We start from the raw sequence: 19,877 nt of genomic DNA, 5'->3' as shown, positions 1-19,877 counted from the left end.
GCTAATACGAAAACAGGCCCGCGCTTTCGCCGGGCCTGTGATCACAATTTTCGCAATCTACAAATCACACCGGCATCAGGGCCCAGTAATCCAGATCAAGCATCACATGCGGCAGGTATTTCCCGTCTTCACCTTTCAGGGTAAACGGCTCCCCGCCCTTCGTGGCGACCAGACGCAGGCGCAGCGCGCCAACACCCGGCACGCCGGTTTCGGCCTTGTCCAAAACTTCGCTCCACGCCTTGATCGTATCGCCGCTGTAGCAGGGGTTCGCATGCGCCCCGCCATTCAGGCCGACGATCATCTGCGCATTGGCCAGCCCGTTAAACGACAGGGTCCGCGCCATGGAAATCACGTGCCCGCCATAGATCAACCGGTTGCCATCCTCGCGCAGCGTGGCGTCGAAATGCACCTTGGCGGTGTTCTGCCACAGGCGCGTGGCCATCATGTGCTCGGCTTCCTCCACGGTCACGCCATCGACGTGGTCGATGGTCTCGCCCACCTCGTAATCGCCCCAGCGATGCGGCTCACCGGACAGCGTGAAATCGTAATTGGTGAAATCCAAGCCCTCGGGCACCACCAGATCGCCAACCTCCAACACCGTCTTCAGGTCGGGGATGGTGGTTTCGGGCGCGGCACTGCCTGCATCGCGCTTGCGCACCATCACCCAGCGGACGTAATCCATGACGGTCTCGCCGCGCTGGTTTTCCCCCTTCGTGCGCACCCAGACAACGCCGGACTTGCCATTCGAATTCTGCTTGAGGCCAATCACCTCCGAGGTCGAGCGCAGCGTATCACCGGGATAGACCGGCTTCAGCCACCGGCCCTCGGCATAGCCCAGGTTCGCCAAGGCATTGAGTGAGATATCGGGCACCGTCTTGCCAAAGACCACGTGGAACGCGGCCAAATCGTCAATCGGGCTGGCAGGCAAACCGCAGGATTGCGCAAAAGCGTCCGAGGAATACAAGGCATGCCGCGCCGGATACAGCGCATGGTAAAGCGCCCGTTCCCCGCCCGAAACGGTGCGCGGCACCGCGTGCTCAATGGTTTCGCCAACGGTATAATCTTCGAAAAACCGGCCCGGGTTGGTCTTGGCCATGATCACTGTTCTCCAAGTTTCATATCGGGGGAATAGGTGCCTTCCACCTCTTTCACCACCGCCTGCCCACAGCGCATGACGCCATTGGCATGGTCAAAGGCATAGGTCGGGTCACCATGAAGCGCCCACCCCTTGTTCAGGGCCTCGGTCACCTTGTGACAAAAAACCGATGTGTCGTCGGCGCTCAGAAAACGGTAAAGTTTCATGGTCCTCACCCGAATGCCGGATAACCAAGGGCATAGTGAACCCCGGCAATCCCCCCATACACAAGGATCGCCGCCACCACGGCAATCGCTTCCTTCGACTTGCCGGCGGGTGCGGGCCGGGTCCAGTTCGGCTCGGCCTTGTTGATCACGATCATCTGCACCACCGCCCAGGCGATCAGCCCGCCGAACAACACGAACGACGGCACATCACCATTCACCAGAAGATGCGCCAAGGCCCAAACCTTGACGCCGCCCAGCATCGGGTGCCGCATCTTGCGTGCCAGCGCGGTTTTCATCCCCGCCGCCGCGAACATGTAGACCGCAAGCAGCATCAACAGGTTATTGATGCCAACCGTGGCCGGGTGGCGGCCCCAGAAAAACGCGCCATCCGCCGCACGATAGCCCACCACCATCAACACCACACCGGCCAGGATGGCCAAGGCGGCCACCCCCTTGCCTGCATTGCCCATGCCCGCGCGCATCTCCGGCGCGACGCGTTTGAAAAGGTGGCCTGCCGTCCAAAGAACCAGACCAAGGATAAGATATGTCATACGGTGTTACTCCGCCGCCAGTTCTTGGATCGCCGCCGATTTGGCCAGCGTCCGCTGCGCCGCCACGACATGCAGGTTTTCCACGATCTGCCCGTCCACCACGGCCACACCCTGCCCCGAGGCCTGGCATTCCTCAAACGCCGCGATCTGGCGCTCGGCAAGGTCGATCTCGGATTGCGTGGGTGCAAAGGCGGTGTTGGTCACGTCGATCTGTGCCGGGTGGATCAGGGTCTTGCCATCAAAGCCCAGGTCGCGGCCCTGCTCACATTCGGCCTTCAACCCGTCGCCATCGCGGAACCGGTTGTAAACACCGTCAATCGCCACAACGCCCCGTGCCGCGCGGGCCGCCATCACGATCATCTGAAGCGACGTCATCAGCGGCAGGCGGTCCGCTCGGCTACGGCACCCCAGATCCTTGGTCAGGTCATTGGTCCCGGCCACAAGCCCCGTCACCTGCGCATGCGCGGCGATCTCGCGGGCGTTGAACACGCTCACCGGGGTTTCCATCATCACCCAGATCGGCATCTGCGGCCCCAACAGATCGGCCAGCGCATCGACATCCGTGGGCGTGTTGACCTTGGGCAGAAGGAAAACATCGGCGCCCGCATCCTTCAGAACGCGCACATCCTCGTTGCCCCATTCGGTGGTCAGGGCATTGATCCGCACGATCTTGGCCCGCTTGCCAAAGCCACCGGCCTTCAGGGCCTTTGCTAGGGTTTCGCGCGCTTCGGCCTTGGCATCGGGCGCCACGGCATCCTCAAGGTCGAAAATGATCGCATCGGCTGGAAGGGTCTGCGCCTTTTCCAAGGCCCGCTCTTTCGAGCCGGGAATATAAAGAACCGAACGATAGGGGTGCTTTGTCAAATCCATGGGTCAACTCCTTGCCTGTGGCAATGACGGCAACAATCTTGCGCAGGAATGGCATTTTTCAACGGAAAAGTTCAAGCACTTTATCGCCGCGGCGCAGCAAGCCCTGCGTCATCCCCGGCGCACGCTCCGTTAACCGCAATGAAGTATCCAGCCCACAGGCTTCTGGCATCCGACCACCAGAAAGGGGTTACCGATGAAAGTTGTCATGCCTTTTGCCTGTGCCGCGCTCGTGGGGGCATTCGCCCTTCCCGTCGTCGCGCAAACCCGAAACTGCGCCCCGCGCGAGGCGATCGTCGACCGCTTGACCGATCACTTCGGCGAAACCCGGCAGGCCATGGGCCTCGGGGCGAACAACGCCATGGTCGAGGTTTTCGCCTCCCCGACCTCCGGCACCTGGACAATCATCGCGACCTCGGCCCATGGCATCACCTGCCTTGTCGCCAGCGGTCAGGCCTTTGAAACACTTGCCGAAGCCCTGCCCACCGATGGCAGCGACGCCTGACACCCTATGTCAGGCCATCCCAGATCAATTTCACCCCGGTCACCGTCAAAAGCACATAGGTGATCGCGAAAAACAGTGCCTCGGGCACAAGCCGATGCGCCTTCACCCCCAGCCACGCCCCCAACAGGGCGAAGGGGGCCAATAGAATATCCATCACCACGGTCTGCAACGTGAATATCCCCAGAAAGGCATAGGGGATGAATTTCGCCACGTTCACCATCCAGAACAACAGGACTGTCGTCGCCTGAAAGGCGGTTTTGTCCAGCCTCCTCGACAACAGGTAGGCCGCCGCCGGCGGTCCGCCCGCGTGACTGACGAAACTGGTGAACCCCGCCACCAGCCCCGCCAAACCACCGGCCCAAATCGGCAATTCCCGGCCCCGCGCCCGGATCATTCCGGCCCGGCTCATGGCTTGCCACGCGACGAACGCCAAGGAAATCGCCCCGATCAGCAAGCGGAACACATCCGGTTCGGTCGCCTTGTACAAAAGCGCCCCAAGGATCACGCCCGGAACCGCCCCCAACAGCAACAGCCGCGCGTCCGGCCAGCTCCACCGCTTCCAATAGGGCCTCAACGTCGCCACGTCGATCAGCATCAAAAGCGGCAACATCAGGCCCAAAGCCACCCCGGGCTCCACCACAAGCGCCAGAATCGATGCGCTCGCAAAGGCCGCCCCCGAGCCGAAACCGCCCTTCGACACCCCGGCAAAGACCACCGCGGGCACCGCGACGGCGTATAACGTCCAATCAATCGCGCCGATCCCGATCACCGCCTAACCCCCTGTTTCCACGCCACGTTAGCGCGCGAACCCGGGGCATGACAGCCCCCCTCGCGCCTTATGCCGCGGCGCGGCACCCTTGCGTATGCGGCCATTCGGGGCTACCCAAGCGCGAAATCTATCAACGGACCGGAGAGATATCCAATGGCCAGACCCAAGATTGCCCTTATCGGTGCAGGACAAATCGGTGGCACCCTTGCCCACCTCGCAGCGATCAAGGAACTGGGCGACGTCGTCCTTTTCGACATCGCCGAAGGCACCCCCGAAGGCAAAGCCCTCGACATTGCCGAATCCGGCCCCTCCGAAGGCTTCGATGCAAAACTCAAAGGCACCCAGGATTATGCCGATATCGCGGGCGCCGATGTTTGTATCGTCACCGCCGGCGTCCCCCGCAAACCGGGCATGAGCCGCGATGACCTGCTGGGCATCAACCTCAAGGTCATGAAATCCGTCGGCGAAGGCATCCGCGACAACGCGCCCAACGCCTTCGTGATCTGCATCACCAACCCGCTCGATGCGATGGTCTGGGCCCTGCAACAATTCTCGGGCCTGCCCGCCAACAAGGTCTGCGGCATGGCCGGTGTTCTGGACAGCGCCCGCTTCCGTCACTTCCTTGCCGAAGAATTCAACGTGTCGATGAAAGATGTCTCCGCCTTCGTTCTGGGCGGTCACGGCGACACCATGGTGCCCTGCGTGCGCTATTCCACCGTTGCCGGTGTGCCCCTGCCCGATCTCGTTGACATGGGCTGGACCACCAAGGACAAACTCGACGCCATCGTACAGCGCACCCGTGACGGCGGCGCCGAAATCGTTGGCCTGCTGAAAACCGGGTCGGCCTTCTATGCCCCGGCCACCAGCGCCATCGAAATGGCCGAAGCCTACCTCAAGGATCAAAAGCGCGTCCTGCCTTGTGCCGCCTACTGTGACGGCGACCTTGGCGTGAAAGGCATGTACGTGGGCGTGCCCACCGTGATCGGCGCCGACGGGATCGAGCGGATCGTCAACATCAAGCTCAACAAGGAAGAGCAAGAGATGTTCGACACCTCGGTCAACGCCGTGAAAGGCCTCGTGGATGCCTGCAAGGGCATCGACAGCTCGCTGGCCTGATCGTCAGCCGATACCAAGACCAACGGGCGCCCTTTTCGGCGTCCGTTTTCTTTTGCGCAAAGCTGCTTTAATGCTCGCTCGAAAGCAGGAGCGCCCATGCCATCCGACACCGAATCCATCCATGAAACGGGCCTGACACCCCGTCAGCTCACCAGGTTGCCCACCGTGGATACCGTGGCGGACCTTCGGCGCAGTCGCCGGGACGTGATCCATTATCCCGACCTCTTGCCACCCTCCCGGCCCCACCGGGGCTGGATGGACCCCGAGGGAAAGCCCTACATCATGGCGCTGAACAATGCCGTGTTCTATCCAAGGCGGTCCTTGCCCACGGCTTCGACACCGCAGAACCTTCCGGCGCGCTTGGCGTCGCGCGATCTGGGCCTTCTGGCACCCGCCGACGGCGCGCTTTACCCCGACAGCTTCAGCAAATCGCGCTTCATCCCAAGCGCGCTGACCCCTCAAGAAAAGGGCCCATGGCAGGCCCGCCTGCCCGACAACGTGATCGACCTGCCCGGCACATGGCTGTTCGGCGAACTCTTCTATGCCCATTTCGGCCATACGCTCGTTGATATGCCCGCGCGCCTCTGGCCCTTGGCGGATAAGCTGCTGCGCCCGCGCCAGATCACGGGCGTCCTCGGCCAAGGCATGCTTGGCACCGGCCCACGCGGCCAACACCTGCCGGGCTACGTCATGCAAGTCCTGCAAGGCATGGGCCTGAAGGAAAAGCAAATCCGCTTCGCCGACCGCCCGCTTCGCGTCGAGCGCCTCTTGGTGCCCCGCCGCATCGCGCCCTATATGGGCCTGTGGAACCCGGTGATCTCCCGCCTGATGCGCCAGGCCGGCGAACGGATTTCGCGGCGCCCCGGCCCCCATCGGAAAATCTGGCTCAGCCGCAGCCGCCTCAAGGTCGACCCCCGCGGTCACCCCAGCCTCGCACAACTTGACGAGATTTTCGCCGACCACGGGTTCGAGGTCATCCACCCTCAGGAGCTCCCGTTTGCGCAACAGGTGTCCTTGGTGCAGGGGGCAACGCATATCGCCGGGCCGGTAGGCTCGCAAACCCATCTTTGCGCCTTCGCCAACACCCCCGGCGCGCGCGTCTTCTCGGTCGGGCCCAGCTATTTCTCGATCACCATCAACGATACGCTCCTGCAGGATATCGGCGGCGGGGAAACCCATTTCTTCCTGCAACGCGACCGCCCCGAGGGCACACGCGACAAGGCCCCTTGGGCCTTTGATCCGGCCGAACGCCCTGCTCTGGAAGCGGCCTTGCGCGATTGGATTTAATCACCGCCCGGCACATAACGCACCAGGCGCCCCCGCAAACCGCGTTATAACTGGCAAACGCGGTGCAATTCGATTCGATTGTATACTGTGTGAGGGCCATTTGTGATCACACGATTTCGCGCTGTGATCACAAATCGCAGAAATACGCGCGAATTGGGCAGAAATCTCAAAAAGGCATTTATCCGGGCAAAAGGAATATGGGTATAAATGTTCCGAATGCAGCAAAACGGGACAGTTTCATGAACATCCATGAGTATCAGGCGAAGTCGCTTCTTCGCTCCTACGGTGCCCCGGTGTCGGACGGCCGCGTCGTCCTCCGCGCCGAAGAGGCCAAGACAGCCGCAGGTGAACTCGACGGCCCCCTTTGGGTGGTCAAGGCACAAATCCACGCCGGTGGCCGTGGCAAAGGCACCTTCAAGGAATCCGGCGCCGGTGAAGCAGGCGGCGTGCGCCTTGCCAAATCGGTCGAAGAGGCCGCCGACGAGGCCAAGCGCATGCTGGGCCGTACGCTGGTGACCAAGCAAACCGGGCCTGTGGGCAAGCAGGTCAACCGCATCTACATCGAAGACGGCTCCGGCATCGAATCCGAGATGTACCTCGCCCTTCTGGTCGACCGTCAAACCAGCCGCGTGTCCTTCGTCTGCTCGACCGAGGGCGGCATGGATATCGAGGAAGTCGCGGAAAACACCCCTGACAAGATCCTCAGCTTCTCGGTCGACCCGGCCACCGGCTATCAGCCGTTCCATGGTCGCCGCATTGCCTTCAACCTCGGCCTCACCGGCCCGCAGGTCAAACAATGCGTCAAGCTGATGGGCATTCTCTACAAGATGTTCCTCGAAAAGGACATGGAGATGCTCGAGATCAACCCCCTGATCATCACCGACAAGGGCGATCTCAAATGCCTCGATGCCAAGATGGGCTTCGATTCCAACGCGGTCTACCGCCACGCCGACATCGCCGAGTTGCGCGACACCACCGAGGAAGACCCCAAAGAGCTTGAGGCCTCCAAGTACGACCTCAACTACATCGCTCTGGACGGTGAAATCGGCTGCATGGTGAACGGCGCGGGCCTTGCCATGGCCACCATGGACATCATCAAGCTTTACGGTGCCGAACCCGCCAACTTCCTCGACGTGGGCGGCGGTGCCACCAAGGAAAAAGTCACCGAGGCCTTCAAGATCATCACCTCAGACGAGAACGTCAAAGGCATTCTAGTCAACATCTTCGGCGGGATCATGCGCTGCGACGTCATCGCCGAAGGCGTCGTTGCCGCGGTCAAGGAAGTGGGCCTCAAGGTGCCGCTTGTTGTCCGCCTCGAAGGCACCAACGTCGAACAGGGCAAGGAGATCATCAACACCTCCGGCCTCGACGTGATCGCCGCCGACGACCTCAAGGATGGCGCCCAGAAGATCGTGAAAGCGGTCAAAGGCTGATTGTCAGGTGCGCAGCCGCTGCGCACCTCCCCGGAATTTCCAAAGGAGAACGCCAAGATGGCAGTCCTCATCGACGAAAACACCAAAGTGATCTGTCAGGGCCTTACCGGCTCGCAGGGCACATTCCACACCGAACAGGCCATCGCCTATGGCACCAAGATGGTCGGCGGGGTCACCCCCGGCAAAGGCGGCACCACGCACCTTGACCTGCCGGTCTTCAACTCGGTCCACGAGGCCAAGCACAAGACCGAGGCCAACGCCTCGGTGATCTACGTGCCGCCGCCCTTCGCCGCGGATTCCATCCTCGAAGCGATCGACGCCGAGATGGAAGTGATCATTTGCATCACCGAAGGCATCCCCGTGCTCGACATGATGCGCGTTAAACGCGCGCTGGAAGGGTCGAATTCCAAGCTGATCGGCCCGAATTGCCCCGGTGTCATCACCCCCGACGCCTGCAAGATCGGCATCATGCCCGGCCACATCCACACCCGCGGGTCCTGCGGCGTTCTCAGCCGCTCGGGCACCCTGACCTACGAGGCCGTCAAACAGACCTCCGACCTGGGCCTTGGTCAGTCCACCGCCGTCGGCATCGGCGGCGACCCGATCAAGGGCACCGAACATATCGACGTGCTGGAATGGTTCCTCGCCGATGACGAGACCGAATCGATCATCATGATCGGCGAAATCGGCGGCTCGGCAGAAGAAGAAGCCGCGCAGTTCCTCAAGGACGAGGCCAAGAAAGGCCGCTCCAAACCGGTCGCGGGCTTCATCGCCGGGCGCACCGCCCCGCCGGGCCGCCGCATGGGCCATGCCGGTGCCATCGTCGCCGGTGGCAAAGGCGGCGCCGATGACAAGATCGAGGCCATGCGCAGCGCCGGGATCGTCGTTGCCGACAGCCCGGCAGGGCTGGGCGAGGCCGTGCAGGAAGCGATCAAGGCATGATAGGCGACGGTCTGGCACGGGCGCACCGCGCCAGCCCGGCGCACGGGCGGGGCAACAGCCCTGCCCCCCGCCCTTGGCGTCAAGGCATCATGGCCGCGGCCCTCGGCCTGGTCGGCTTTCTTGTCCTGTCGCCGGCACAGGCGGCAGATCAACGCGCCGGGGTTTTGAACTTCGACCCCGGCACAAGCATGGAAGACATCGAAGCGCGGCTTGCCAAGATCTGCGCCGGTTTCGACACCATCACCATCGTATCGGGGCCGGAACCGGCGCTCGACCCGAACCAGCAACAGGTGCAGTTCAAATGCACGAAAGACTGAAACCGGCCAAGACTGCTCCGGGGGCAGACACGTGAGCAGTGGATCGACCGAAACAGGTACCTTCGCCCCCAAGGCGGCATCCGGCCGCAGGCAGGCACCATTGCGCATATCAACATGCTGAGAGAACAGTCATGACCGAACACTCCCCCAACGACCAATTCCACGCCTCCTCATTCATGCAGGGGCACAACGCGGAATACCTCGAACAGCTCTATGCCCGCTATGCCAATGACCCGAACGCCGTGGACGAGGCATGGCAGAACTTCTTTTCGCAACTGGGCGACGGCGATCAGGACGTCAAGAAAGAGGCCGCGGGCCCCTCATGGGCGCGCGGCGACTGGCCGCCCATGCCCGAGGATGACCTGACCAGCGCGCTGACCGGCGAATACCCGGCCGCCGCCGAAGCCAAGGACGCGGGCAAGAAAATCAAGGACAAGGCCGCCGAGAAAGGCGTCGAGGTGACCGATGACGCCATCAAGCGCGCGGTGCTCGATTCCGTGCGCGCCCTGATGCTCATCCGCGCCTACCGCATCCGTGGCCACCTCGAGGCCGAGCTTGACCCGCTGGGCCTGCGCGATCACGGCTACCGCCCCGAGCTTGATCCGAAATCCTACGGGTTCACCGAATCCGACATGGATCGCCCGATCTTCATCGACAACGTGCTTGGCCTGCAAATCGCCTCGATCCGCGAGATCGTCGCGATTGTGCGCCGCACCTACTGCGGCACCTTCGCGCTGCAATACATGCACATCTCCAACCCCGAAGAGGCCGGTTGGCTGAAGGAACGCATCGAAGGCTTCGACAAGGAAATCACCTTCACCCGCGAAGGCCGCAAGGCCATCCTGAACAAGCTGGTCGAGGCCGAAGGCTTCGAGAAATACCTGCACGTCAAGTACATGGGCACCAAGCGCTTCGGCCTTGATGGCGGCGAAAGCCTGATCCCGGCGATGGAGCAGATCATCAAGCGCGGCGGCAACCTTGGGGTCGAGGATATCGTCATCGGCATGCCCCACCGGGGCCGCCTGTCGGTCCTGGCCAACGTGATGGGCAAACCCTACCGCGCCATTTTCAACGAATTCCAGGGCGGCAGCTTCAAACCCGAGGATGTCGACGGCTCGGGCGATGTGAAATACCACCTCGGCGCCAGCCACGACCGCGAGTTTGACGGCAACAACGTCCACCTCAGCCTCACCGCGAACCCCTCGCACCTTGAGGCGGTGAACCCCGTGGTTCTGGGCAAGGTCCGCGCCAAGCAGGACCAGTTGAACGACGAGGAACGCATCAAGGTTCTGCCCATCCTGCTGCATGGCGACGCGGCCTTTGCCGGGCAGGGCGTCGTGGCCGAATGTTTCGGCCTGTCGGGGCTGAAGGGCCACAAGACCGGCGGCACCATGCATATCGTGGTCAACAACCAGATCGGCTTTACCACCGCGCCGCACTTCTCGCGCTCCTCGCCCTATCCCACGGATATCGCCCTGATGGTCGAAGCGCCCATTTTCCACGTCAACGGCGACGACCCCGAGGCCGTGGTTCACGCCGCCAAGGTCGCCACCGAGTTCCGCCAGAAATTCCACAAGGACGTGGTGATCGACATCTTCTGCTACCGCCGGTTTGGCCATAACGAGGGCGATGAGCCCATGTTCACCAACCCGCTGATGTACAAGAAGATCAAGCAGCACAAGACCACGCTGTCGCTTTACACCGAACGTCTGGTCAAGGATGGCCTGATCCCCGAGGGCGAGATCGAGGATATGAAAGCCGCCTTCCAATCCCACCTCGCCGATGAATTCGAGGCCGGGAAGGAATACCGCCCCAACAAGGCCGACTGGCTGGATGGCAAGTGGTCCCACCTCGACACCAAGGACGAGGATTACCAGCGCGGCGAAACCGCCATCAAACCCGAAACCTTCGAGGAGATTGGCAAATCGCTGTCCTCCGCCCCCGATGGCTTCCCGCTGCACCGCACGGTGGGCCGGGTGCTTGAAGCGCGCGGCAAGATGTTCGAAACCGGCGAAGGCTTCGATTGGGCCACGGGCGAGGCACTGGCCTTCGGCTCGCTGCTGACCGAAGGCTACCCCGTCCGCCTTGCAGGCCAAGACAGCACCCGCGGCACCTTCTCGCAACGCCACTCGGGCCTGATCAACCAGGAAACCGAGGAACGGTACTTCCCGCTCAACAATATCCGCAAGGGTCAGGCACAATACGAAGTCATCGATTCCATGCTCAGCGAATACGCCGTGCTTGGGTTCGAATACGGCTTCAGCCTCGCCGAACCCAACGCCCTCACCCTGTGGGAGGCCCAGTTCGGCGATTTCGCCAACGGCGCGCAAATCATGTTCGATCAGTTCATCTCGTCGGGCGAAAGCAAATGGCTCCGCATGTCGGGCCTCGTCTGCCTGCTGCCCCACGGGTACGAAGGCCAAGGCCCCGAACACTCTTCGGCCCGCCTTGAACGCTTCCTCACCATGTGCGGACAGGACAACTGGATCGTCGCCAACTGCACGACCCCGGCCAACTATTTCCACATCCTGCGCCGGCAGTTGCACCGCACCTTCCGCAAGCCGCTCATCATGATGACGCCGAAATCGCTCCTGCGTCACAAGATGGCGGTCAGCAAGGCCGAGGAATTCACCACCGGCTCCTCCTTCCACCGCGTCCTCTGGGACGATGCCCAATACGGCAACTCGGAACTGAAGCTGAAACCCGACAACAAGATCAAGCGCGTCGTCATGTGCTCGGGCAAGGTCTATTACGACCTGCTGGAGGAACGCGACAAGCGCGGCCTCGACGATGTCTACCTCCTGCGGGTTGAGCAATATTACCCGTTCCCCGCCATGTCGATGGTCAAGGAACTGGAACGCTTCAAGGGCGCGGAAATGGTCTGGTGTCAGGAAGAACCCAAGAACCAGGGCGCCTGGGCCTTCATCGAACCCAACATCGAATGGGTCCTCGGCCGCATCAAGGCCAAGCACACCCGCCCCATCTATGCCGGCCGCGCCGCCGCCGCCTCGCCCGCCACGGGCCTGGCTTCGACCCACAAAGCACAACAAGACGCGCTGGTTGACGCCGCGCTGACCATCGAAGGGAAATAACCCATGACGACAGAAGTTCGCGTCCCCACCCTTGGCGAATCCGTGACCGAGGCCACGGTTGCCACATGGTTCAAACAACCCGGCGATGCCGTGGCCGCCGATGAAATGCTCTGCGAGTTGGAAACCGACAAGGTCACGGTCGAGGTGCCCGCCCCCGCCGCTGGCACCATGGGCGAGATCGTGGCCAAGGAAGGCGACACCGTGGGCGTTGATGCCCTCTTGGCCACCATCGAGGCCGGAGAAGGCGCCGCGCCGAAGAAAGAGGAAAAATCCGAAGCCAAGGCCGACGCCCCCGCCGCATCGGGCGGCTCCGAGGCCTCCGGCGACTCGATTGACGTGATGGTCCCCACGCTTGGCGAATCCGTCTCCGAGGCCACTGTTTCCACATGGTTCAAAAAGGTCGGCGATAGCGTCGCCGCCGATGAAATGCTCTGCGAACTGGAAACCGACAAGGTCTCGGTCGAAGTGCCCGCGCCCGCCGCTGGCACCCTGACCGAAATCATCGCCGACGAAGGCGCGACCGTACAGGCAGGTGGCAAACTCGCCGTCATGGCCTCGGGTGACGGCGCCGCTGCCGCCGCCCCGGCCGAAAAATCCGAACCCGCCGCCGCGCCCGCCGCCTCGGGCGGTTCGGGCAAGGACGTGGAAAACGCGCCGTCGGCACAAAAGGCCATGGCCGAAAAAGGCCTCTCGCCCGATCAGGTGCAGGGCTCGGGCCGCGATGGCCGCGTGATGAAGGAAGACGTGGCCAAGGCCGCCGCCGCGGGCTCCTCGGCCCCCGCTGCCTCCGCGGCCCCGGCCCAAGCGCCGCGCGCGCCGGTCTCTGCTGACGATGCCAGCCGCGAAGAACGGGTCAAGATGACCCGCCTGCGCCAGACCATCGCCAAGCGCCTCAAGGACAGCCAGAACACCGCCGCCATGCTCACCACCTATAACGAGGTGGACATGACCGAGGTGATGGAACTGCGTAACGAATACAAGGACGAGTTCCTCAAGAAACACGGCGTGAAACTGGGCTTCATGTCCTTCTTCACCAAGGCCTGCTGCCACGCCCTGAAAGAGGTGCCCGAGGTCAACGCCGAAATCGACGGCACCGATATCGTCTACAAGAACTTCGTGCACATGGGCATCGCCACCGGCACGCCCACGGGCCTTGTCGTCCCGGTAATCCGCGACGCCGATTCCATGGGCTTCGCCGCGATCGAGAAAGCCATCGGCGAAAAAGGCGCCCGCGCCCGCGATGGCAAGCTGTCGATGGCCGAAATGCAGGGCGGCACGTTTACGATCTCCAACGGCGGCGTCTACGGCTCGCTGATGTCCTCGCCCATCCTGAACCCGCCGCAATCGGGTATCCTGGGCATGCACAAGATCCAGCAACGCCCGATGGTGGTAAACGGCGAAATCAAGGCCCGCCCGATGATGTACCTCGCGCTTTCCTACGACCACCGCATCGTCGACGGCAAAGGCGCGGTGACCTTCCTCGTGCGCGTGAAAGAAGCCCTGGAAGATCCCCGCCGGTTGTTGATGGATTTGTGAGACAAGGGCACGGGATGGGGCGGGCTATGCCCGCCTCTTCGCACGTCATACCGCAGGTCGGAGGTATCTACTATGCAGCCCAAGCCAATGATCGAACTACGTCGCAGCGCAACGGCTGCCGAGCGCCGTTACGCCCGGGTTTATTTCGCGTTGCGGCTGGTCTTGGGTGCCTTCGGTCTTGGCGCATCCCTACTTTGGCTCTCTGATCCGCACCTTAGCGTCGCGCTGGTTGCGGTCGGGGCACTGCTTGTGATGTTATTTCTCTCTGATGGCCTGCTCACGGTGCTTAAAGCTGGGATGAGCAACACCCCTTGGAAAGCGCGGCCATGGCTTCATTGGCTGTTGACGGCCCTCGGCCTGACCATGATTGCCGCCACCATCGCCAATCAATTGAGCCTTCAGGACGATGCGGTCTTGCACCAGCTGCAAGGCGCAGGGCTGATCGGCATGTATCTTATCTTAATCTACGCTGCCTTAGGTGGTACGCTTTACCCTTGGGCCAGCTTTCATCGCACACCCAAAGGTGCAGCCCGCAAACCGCTGATGACAGCGCCCCTGAACCAAGAGCACGCGCCGCCGAAATGACCCCCGAACTCACCGCCCTCACCCTCGCCGCCCTGCTCCAGGTCGTCCAATACGTCCTCTACGCGGTCCCGGCCAACCTCGAACTGGGCACCGGCTACACGACCTCCGCGCGCGATCGCGCCCCCTCGAAACAAATGTCCGACCGCACCGCCCGGCTTGGCCGTGCCATGGACAACCACTTCGAGGGGCTGATCCTTTTCACCATCGCCTGCGTGGTGATCACCCTTGCGGATAAATCCGGCGCCTTCACCACCGCCTGCGCCTTCACCTACCTCGGCGCGCGCCTCCTCTATATCCCCGCCTACGCCCTCGGGCTGCGCCCCTGGCGTTCCTACATCTGGGCCATCGGCTTTTTCGCAACCCTGCTGATGCTCCTCGCGGCCCTCCTGTGATCTTCATCTTTCCAAAAATACTCAAAAAGCCGCCGCAGGCGGCAACACAAAGCCCCGAACCGAAACCGACCCTATACCGACATAAGACCGACGTGATACAGACGTCCCAAAACCGAAGGAAACAGACCCATGGCAAACTATGACGTCATCGTCATCGGCTCCGGCCCCGGCGGCTATGTCGCCGCCATCCGCTGCGCGCAACTCGGCCTGAAAACCGCCTGTGTGGAAGGGCGCGAAACATTGGGCGGCACCTGCCTCAACGTCGGCTGCATCCCCTCCAAGGCGCTGCTGCACGCCTCGCACCAATTGCACGAGGCCGAACACAACTTCGCCAAGATGGGCCTCAAGGGCAAATCGCCTTCCGTGGACTGGAAACAGATGCTCTCCTACAAGGACGAGGTCATCGGCCAGAACACCAAGGGCATCGAATTCCTGTTCAAGAAGAACAAGATCGACTGGCTCAAGGGCTGGGGCTCCATCCCCGAAAAGGGCAAGGTCAAGGTGGGGGATGAGGTCCACGAGGCCAAGAACATCATCATCGCCTCCGGCTCCGAGGTCAGCACCCTGCCCGGCGTCGAGATCGACGAGAAAACCGTGGTCTCCTCCACCGGCGCGCTTGAACTGTCCAAGATCCCCAAGAAAATGGTGGTGATCGGCGCGGGCGTCATCGGGCTGGAACTCGGCTCGGTCTATTCGCGCTTGGGCTCCGAGGTGACCGTGGTGGAATTTCTTGACAACATCACCCCCGGCATGGACGGCGAGGTGCAAAAGCAGTTCCAGAAACTGCTGAAGAAACAAGGCCTTAACTTCATCATGGGCGCGGCGGTGCAATCGGTCGAGGCGATGAAAACCAAGGCCAAGGTCAACTACAAGCTCCGCAAGGACGACAGCGAGGAAACGCTGGACGCCGATGTCGTGCTCGTCGCCACGGGCCGCAAGCCCTTTACCGATGGCTTGGGCCTCGACGCTTTGGGCGTGAAACTGTCCGACCGCGGCCAGATCGAAACCGACGATCAATGGCGCACCAATGTCGAGGGCATCTACGCCATCGGCGACGCCATCGACGGCCCCATGCTCGCCCACAAGGCCGAGGATGAAGGCATGGCCGCCGCCGAGGTGATCGCCGGCAAGCATGGCCATGTGAACTATGGCGTGATCCCCAGCGTGATCTACACCCACCCCGAGGTCGCCACCGTCGGCCAGACCGAGGAACAGCTCAAGGAGGCGGGCCGCGCCTACAAGGTCGGCAAGTTCTCCTTCATGGGTAATGGCCGCGCCAAGGCAAACTTCGCCGGTGACGGCTTCGTCAAACTGCTGGCCGACAAGGAAACCGACCGTATCCTTGGCGCCCATATCATCGGCCCGATGGCGGGCGACCTCATTCACGAGGTTTGCGTCGCCATGGAATTCGGCGCGGCGGCCGAGGACCTGGCCCTCACCTGCCACGCCCACCCCACCTATTCCGAAGCCGTGCGCGAAGCGGCGCTGGCCTGCGGCGACGGCCCGATCCACAGCTAACAGGCCTTACAATCAAACACATGAAAGGCGGCCAGATTGGCCGCCTTTTTTCGTACCAACAAGAACACCTTAAAGCGTTTCGCGAAAAACCTGAATCACAGATTTTCGCGAAACGCAGTGCTCCGCTCAATCGTTGCATGCGTTCCGCCTTTCGCCGATGTCTCGGATTAAAGGCGGAACGCTTTAGTCTATTTGTAAATAGTGCAATTACCGAGGTCTTTTCGCCCGCGCGGAATCAAGGCGCGGTACGCGCCGCCGCGCATCGCCGGGCCGCCCCCCGGCACGGCGATTGGATTAGCCTATGCGAATAGCCAAAACGCCACGCGCCAGTATCCGGGATAAAGTGCCTCGACTTGAATGTGGGATCGCCGCACCGCGGCCCGTCAAGGCGCGGCTTTCAGGGAACTTCATTTAAACAACGTACTCCCTCATCACCTTGCCCGAACCCACCTCACCAAAGCGTCCGAACCGCCCGCTCCTGCCACTCCGCGTCATAGGTGGCCCCGCCTTCCTCGCCGCGCGTCTGCTCGGCCAGGATATCGCCGACGGTCGGCAATCCCTTGCTATCGTCGCGGCTCCACAGCCCCGCGCGCATGCTGGCGCGGGCGCATTGGGTGTAAACCTCGCCGATCTTGATGACGATCACCGTGGCCGGCTGCTTGCCCTGCCGGTTGAACATCGCGCGCAATTGCGCATCCGCCGTCACCCGCGCCTGCCCGTTGATCCGCACCACCACGTCCGACCGCGGCACCATGAAAAGCAATGAAATCCGCCCGTCACTCACGATATTGCGCAGCGTATCAAGGCGGTTGTTGCCCCGCCAATCCGGCATCGCCAGCGTCTGCGCATCCAGTTCGGTCACCACCGGGCCGTCCTCGCCCCTCGGGCTGCCGTCGGTGCCCTCGGTCCCCACGGTCGAAACGATGCAATAGCGCGATTTCGCAATCCACTTGCGATAAAGCGGCGTCAGCCGCGTTGCCACCTTGCGCAAACTTGGCGCACCCGGCGCATTGTAATGCGCCTCAAGGCTGGCGATATCCTCGATATATTCAACCTTCGGGGTCAAATCCTGCCTCCCGCATCAATGTGTTCGAGGCGGTCTCAACCTCCTCTTCCAGCCGCGCCATGAACTCTGCCCGCGTCAGCCCGCTTTCGATCCGGGGCAAGAACTCCACCACCGCCGTACCCGGCTTGCGCATGATCCCCTTGCGCGGCCAATAAAGCCCGACATTCGCCGCCACCGGCACGCAATCCTGCCCAAGCTCTTCGTATAAAACGCCGGTGCCCACCTTGTAGGGGGCCTTCACGCCCGGCGCGATCCGCGTGCCCTGCGGGTAAATGATCAATTGCCCCGGTTGCTGGCGCCCCTTGGCGACATCATCCACCATCTTCTTGATGGCTTGGCTGCGCTTGCCGCGATCCACCGGAACACAACCGATCTTGAGGGCATACTGCCCGATCACCGGCGCATACATCAACTCGCGCTTCATGATGAATTTGCCCGCCGGGACGCTGGCAAAAATCAGGATGATATCGAGGAAGGATTGATGCTTGGCGGCAATCAACACCTCGTCACCGGGCGGCGTGCCGCGCACCTCGGTGCGCAGGCCCACCATCCACACCGCCGACCAGCGCACGACCTTGCACCAGGATTTGCAAGCCGCCAGCGCGCCGCGGCGGCTGAACAGGGCCCAAGGCAGAAAGAGAATGCCCAATACCGGCATCATCGCATAGATAAAGACCACGAACACAAGCGAACGCAGCCACTGTATCGCATCCCTCATGACATCTCCCTCAAGGTGCGCAGGGCGGCGCCCCGCGTCGCGGCAAAGGCCACAGCGGCGGCCAAAAGCGGAATGAACAGCGGCCAGACCCAATGCCAGCCGCGAAAGCCAAGCCCGGTCAGGAACCCGCCGCCCGCATCCGCCGAGGGCAAAAGCAGAATGGCAAGCGCCCCCGCCACCATGCCGATCGCGGCCCCCGTCAAGGCCCGCAGGGTAAAGCGCCGGACAAAGGCATTGGCGATGTAATCGTCCCGCGCCCCCACAAGGCGCAACACGCTGATCACCTGCGCATTGGCGGCAAGGGCGGCCTGCGCGGCCAGCGTGATCATCGCTGCCGTCGCCGCCCCGATCAGCCCCATCGACACCCAGCCCAACAGGCGCAACCGGCTTGCCGCGCGCTCCAAGGGCCTGCGCCAACGGGTATGGTCGTCCAGAACCGCGCCCGGCACCTCCGCCGACAGGCGCAATCGCAACCCCTGCGCATCAAATCCGTCACCCTCTTCCACCACTTCGATCAGTTGCGGAATCGGCAGGGTGTCCACCGGCACGTCCGGGCCGAACCACGGCTCCAGCAAGGCGCGCTGCTCGTCTTCGTCCAGCGCCCGGGCCGAGGCAACGCCCTTGGTGGTCTGCAACACCCGAAGCGCGGCCTCTGTTTGGGCCGTCATCTGTCCGTCAGGGGCCGAAATCCGAATGGTCGAGGTCCGCGCCAGCTCTTCCCCCCAGCGGTCCGCCAACCGCCCGGCCGCCAGCGACAGGGCCAAGGCAAAGACCGCCAGAAAGGCCATTGCCGCCGCGCTGAACAGGGTCAGCGTCGCGGTAAACCCTGTGGGCGGCACAACCCGGTCGGCCTGTGCATCGCCGATGACGAATTCACTGATACTGGCGATATTCAGCTTCACAGGTCCGCCCCCGCCAATTGCAGCCGCCGGTTGGAAATCCGCAGGACCCGCGCCTGCACATGCGCCTTGGCCGCCCGGATCAGGGCCAGGTCATGGGTGGCAATCATGATCGTCTTGCCCATCCGGTTCAACTCGATCAACAACCGCAACAACCGCTGCGACATCTCCCAATCCACGTTGCCCGTCGGCTCATCGGCCAGGATCACGTCCGGCGACATGATGATCGCCCGGGCCAGCGCGGCGCGCTGCCGCTCGCCGCCCGACAATTCCGGCGGCAAGGCCCCGGCGCGCGCCTTCAGACCCACCCAGCCGATCAATTCCTTCAGGTTGGCGTCCTCGCGCAGCATATCCTGCCCCGAGACCATCAGGGGCAGCGCGATATTGTCGGCCACCGGCAAATGATCCAGGAACTGGCAATCCTGATGCACCACGCCGACGCGCCGCCGCACCATGGCGATATCGTCGCGTTCCATCGCGCGCACATCGCCATCGAACAGGCGCACCTCGCCCGCCGTGGGCATCAAGGCCCCGTAACACAACTTCAAAAGCGTGGTCTTCCCCGCCCCCGACGGCCCCGTCAGGAAATGGAAAGACCCCGGGGCCAGCTTGAGTGATATCTCGCTCAAAAGCTCCCCACCGCCGTAACTATAGGCGACGTTGTCCAGCTCGATCAAACCTGCCCCCACACCTTGAATACGGGCCTTTCATGCCCCACGGGACACATATGTGCAACGATAACGGCCATGAATTCCTTTGCTCTTTTCGGATAAGCATTTACGACATATGGTATAGTTCACAAAACACTCCCGGTCAGCGGGGCAGGCGACAGGTGGCAAGATGAGGCTGATTTGCCCGAATTGCGGGGCACAATACGAAGTCCCGGACGAGGTCATCCCGGAAACCGGGCGTGACGTGCAGTGCTCGAACTGTGGCGATACGTGGTTTCAGCACCACCCCGATCACCCCGCCCCCCAGCCTG

At 62.5% G+C, this 19,877-nt stretch carries 22 protein-coding genes; 13 read left to right on the top strand and 9 right to left on the bottom strand.

Features of this window, described 5'->3' with window-relative positions:
* Positions 1-64: 64 nt before the first annotated feature.
* The 4 genes from RBB32_RS14000 to RBB32_RS13985 are packed head-to-tail and all read right to left on the bottom strand — an operon-like array spanning position 65 to position 2,723.
* Positions 65-1,096, bottom strand: a complete 1,032-nt coding sequence (locus RBB32_RS14000; protein WP_306153503.1) for a MaoC family dehydratase — start codon at positions 1,094-1,096, stop codon at positions 65-67.
* 2 nt (positions 1,097-1,098) lie between these two features.
* Positions 1,099-1,302 (bottom strand): DUF1737 domain-containing protein, encoded by a 204-nt coding sequence (locus RBB32_RS13995; protein ID WP_306153501.1) that lies wholly within the window; start codon positions 1,300-1,302, stop codon positions 1,099-1,101.
* Positions 1,303-1,307: 5 nt separating this feature from the next.
* Positions 1,308-1,853, bottom strand: coding sequence for an NnrU family protein (locus RBB32_RS13990; protein WP_306153499.1), 546 nt, complete (start codon positions 1,851-1,853; stop codon positions 1,308-1,310).
* Positions 1,854-1,859: 6 nt separating this feature from the next.
* Positions 1,860-2,723, bottom strand: a complete 864-nt coding sequence (locus tag RBB32_RS13985; protein ID WP_306153498.1) for a CoA ester lyase — start codon at positions 2,721-2,723, stop codon at positions 1,860-1,862.
* Between RBB32_RS13985 and RBB32_RS13980 the strand changes: the two genes are divergently transcribed.
* Both RBB32_RS13980 and RBB32_RS13975 read left to right on the top strand, forming a co-directional pair.
* Positions 2,722-2,856, top strand: a complete 135-nt coding sequence (locus RBB32_RS13980; RefSeq protein WP_306153497.1) for a hypothetical protein — start codon at positions 2,722-2,724, stop codon at positions 2,854-2,856. The genes RBB32_RS13985 and RBB32_RS13980 overlap by 2 nt on opposite strands.
* Positions 2,857-2,916: 60 nt before the next feature.
* Positions 2,917-3,225 carry a hypothetical protein gene (locus RBB32_RS13975; RefSeq protein WP_371931064.1) on the top strand — a complete coding sequence of 103 codons (309 nt, stop codon included), beginning with the start codon at positions 2,917-2,919 and terminating at the stop codon, positions 3,223-3,225.
* Positions 3,226-3,229: 4 nt separating this feature from the next.
* Here the strand turns inward: RBB32_RS13975 and RBB32_RS13970 are convergent, their stop codons facing one another.
* Entirely contained in the window at positions 3,230-3,985 is a 756-nt protein-coding gene (locus RBB32_RS13970) for a sulfite exporter TauE/SafE family protein (RefSeq protein WP_306153703.1), read from the bottom strand.
* Between the two features lie 162 nt (positions 3,986-4,147).
* Between RBB32_RS13970 and mdh the strand changes: the two genes are divergently transcribed.
* From mdh to lpdA, 10 genes are all read left to right on the top strand, one after another.
* The gene (gene mdh / locus RBB32_RS13965) at positions 4,148-5,110 is read left to right on the top strand and encodes a malate dehydrogenase (RefSeq protein ID WP_306153495.1); all 963 of its coding nucleotides are present in this window, start codon (positions 4,148-4,150) and stop codon (positions 5,108-5,110) included.
* 96 nt (positions 5,111-5,206) lie between these two features.
* Positions 5,207-6,397 carry a DUF563 domain-containing protein gene (locus tag RBB32_RS13960; protein WP_306153494.1) on the top strand — a complete coding sequence of 397 codons (1,191 nt, stop codon included), beginning with the start codon at positions 5,207-5,209 and terminating at the stop codon, positions 6,395-6,397.
* A 239-nt stretch (positions 6,398-6,636) separates the two neighbouring features.
* Complete coding sequence (sucC, locus tag RBB32_RS13955; protein WP_306153491.1) at positions 6,637-7,830, top strand: ADP-forming succinate--CoA ligase subunit beta; 1,194 nt, start codon at positions 6,637-6,639, stop codon at positions 7,828-7,830.
* 57 nt (positions 7,831-7,887) lie between these two features.
* Entirely contained in the window at positions 7,888-8,772 is an 885-nt protein-coding gene (sucD, locus tag RBB32_RS13950; RefSeq protein ID WP_306153489.1) for a succinate--CoA ligase subunit alpha, read from the top strand.
* A complete protein-coding gene (locus tag RBB32_RS13945; protein WP_306153486.1) occupies positions 8,769-9,089 on the top strand; it encodes a hypothetical protein in 321 nt (106 codons plus the stop codon). Before sucD ends, RBB32_RS13945 begins: the two co-directional genes overlap by 4 nt.
* Before the next feature lie 131 nt (positions 9,090-9,220).
* Positions 9,221-12,181 (top strand): 2-oxoglutarate dehydrogenase E1 component, encoded by a 2,961-nt coding sequence (locus RBB32_RS13940; protein WP_306153484.1) that lies wholly within the window; start codon positions 9,221-9,223, stop codon positions 12,179-12,181.
* 3 nt (positions 12,182-12,184) lie between these two features.
* On the top strand, positions 12,185-13,717 hold the full coding sequence (odhB, locus tag RBB32_RS13935) for a 2-oxoglutarate dehydrogenase complex dihydrolipoyllysine-residue succinyltransferase (RefSeq protein WP_306153482.1): 1,533 nt from the start codon (positions 12,185-12,187) through the stop codon (positions 13,715-13,717).
* Positions 13,718-13,789: 72 nt separating this feature from the next.
* On the top strand, positions 13,790-14,302 hold the full coding sequence (locus tag RBB32_RS13930) for a hypothetical protein (protein WP_306153480.1): 513 nt from the start codon (positions 13,790-13,792) through the stop codon (positions 14,300-14,302).
* Positions 14,299-14,694, top strand: coding sequence for an MAPEG family protein (locus tag RBB32_RS13925; RefSeq protein ID WP_306153477.1), 396 nt, complete (start codon positions 14,299-14,301; stop codon positions 14,692-14,694). Before RBB32_RS13930 ends, RBB32_RS13925 begins: the two co-directional genes overlap by 4 nt.
* Before the next feature lie 129 nt (positions 14,695-14,823).
* Positions 14,824-16,212: a dihydrolipoyl dehydrogenase gene (gene lpdA, locus RBB32_RS13920; RefSeq protein ID WP_306153475.1), complete on the top strand. Its 1,389-nt coding sequence runs from the start codon at positions 14,824-14,826 to the stop codon at positions 16,210-16,212.
* A 451-nt stretch (positions 16,213-16,663) separates the two neighbouring features.
* On the opposite strand, the gene RBB32_RS13915 is transcribed toward lpdA, so the two are convergent.
* Genes RBB32_RS13915 through RBB32_RS13900 form a run of 4 tightly spaced genes read right to left on the bottom strand, consistent with a single transcriptional unit; the run spans position 16,664 to position 19,572 of the window.
* Positions 16,664-17,278 carry a pyridoxamine 5'-phosphate oxidase family protein gene (locus RBB32_RS13915; RefSeq protein WP_306153474.1) on the bottom strand — a complete coding sequence of 205 codons (615 nt, stop codon included), beginning with the start codon at positions 17,276-17,278 and terminating at the stop codon, positions 16,664-16,666.
* Entirely contained in the window at positions 17,262-17,996 is a 735-nt protein-coding gene (locus RBB32_RS13910) for a 1-acyl-sn-glycerol-3-phosphate acyltransferase (RefSeq protein ID WP_306153472.1), read from the bottom strand. Before RBB32_RS13910 ends, RBB32_RS13915 begins: the two co-directional genes overlap by 17 nt.
* Positions 17,993-18,898, bottom strand: coding sequence for an ABC transporter permease (locus RBB32_RS13905; protein ID WP_306153470.1), 906 nt, complete (start codon positions 18,896-18,898; stop codon positions 17,993-17,995). Before RBB32_RS13905 ends, RBB32_RS13910 begins: the two co-directional genes overlap by 4 nt.
* Positions 18,895-19,572 carry a cell division ATP-binding protein FtsE gene (locus RBB32_RS13900; protein ID WP_306153468.1) on the bottom strand — a complete coding sequence of 226 codons (678 nt, stop codon included), beginning with the start codon at positions 19,570-19,572 and terminating at the stop codon, positions 18,895-18,897. Before RBB32_RS13900 ends, RBB32_RS13905 begins: the two co-directional genes overlap by 4 nt.
* A 163-nt stretch (positions 19,573-19,735) precedes the next feature.
* Here RBB32_RS13900 and RBB32_RS13895 point away from each other — a divergent pair.
* Positions 19,736-19,877: zinc-ribbon domain-containing protein (locus RBB32_RS13895; protein WP_306153701.1), on the top strand; the 142-nt coding region annotated here is incomplete at its 3' end.

The organism is Roseovarius sp. MMSF_3281 (genome assembly GCF_030733685.1).
Lineage (GTDB): Bacteria > Pseudomonadota > Alphaproteobacteria > Rhodobacterales > Rhodobacteraceae > Roseovarius.
Note: the sequence above shows the minus strand (reverse complement) of the source record. Positions and strands in the feature narration are given on the sequence as shown.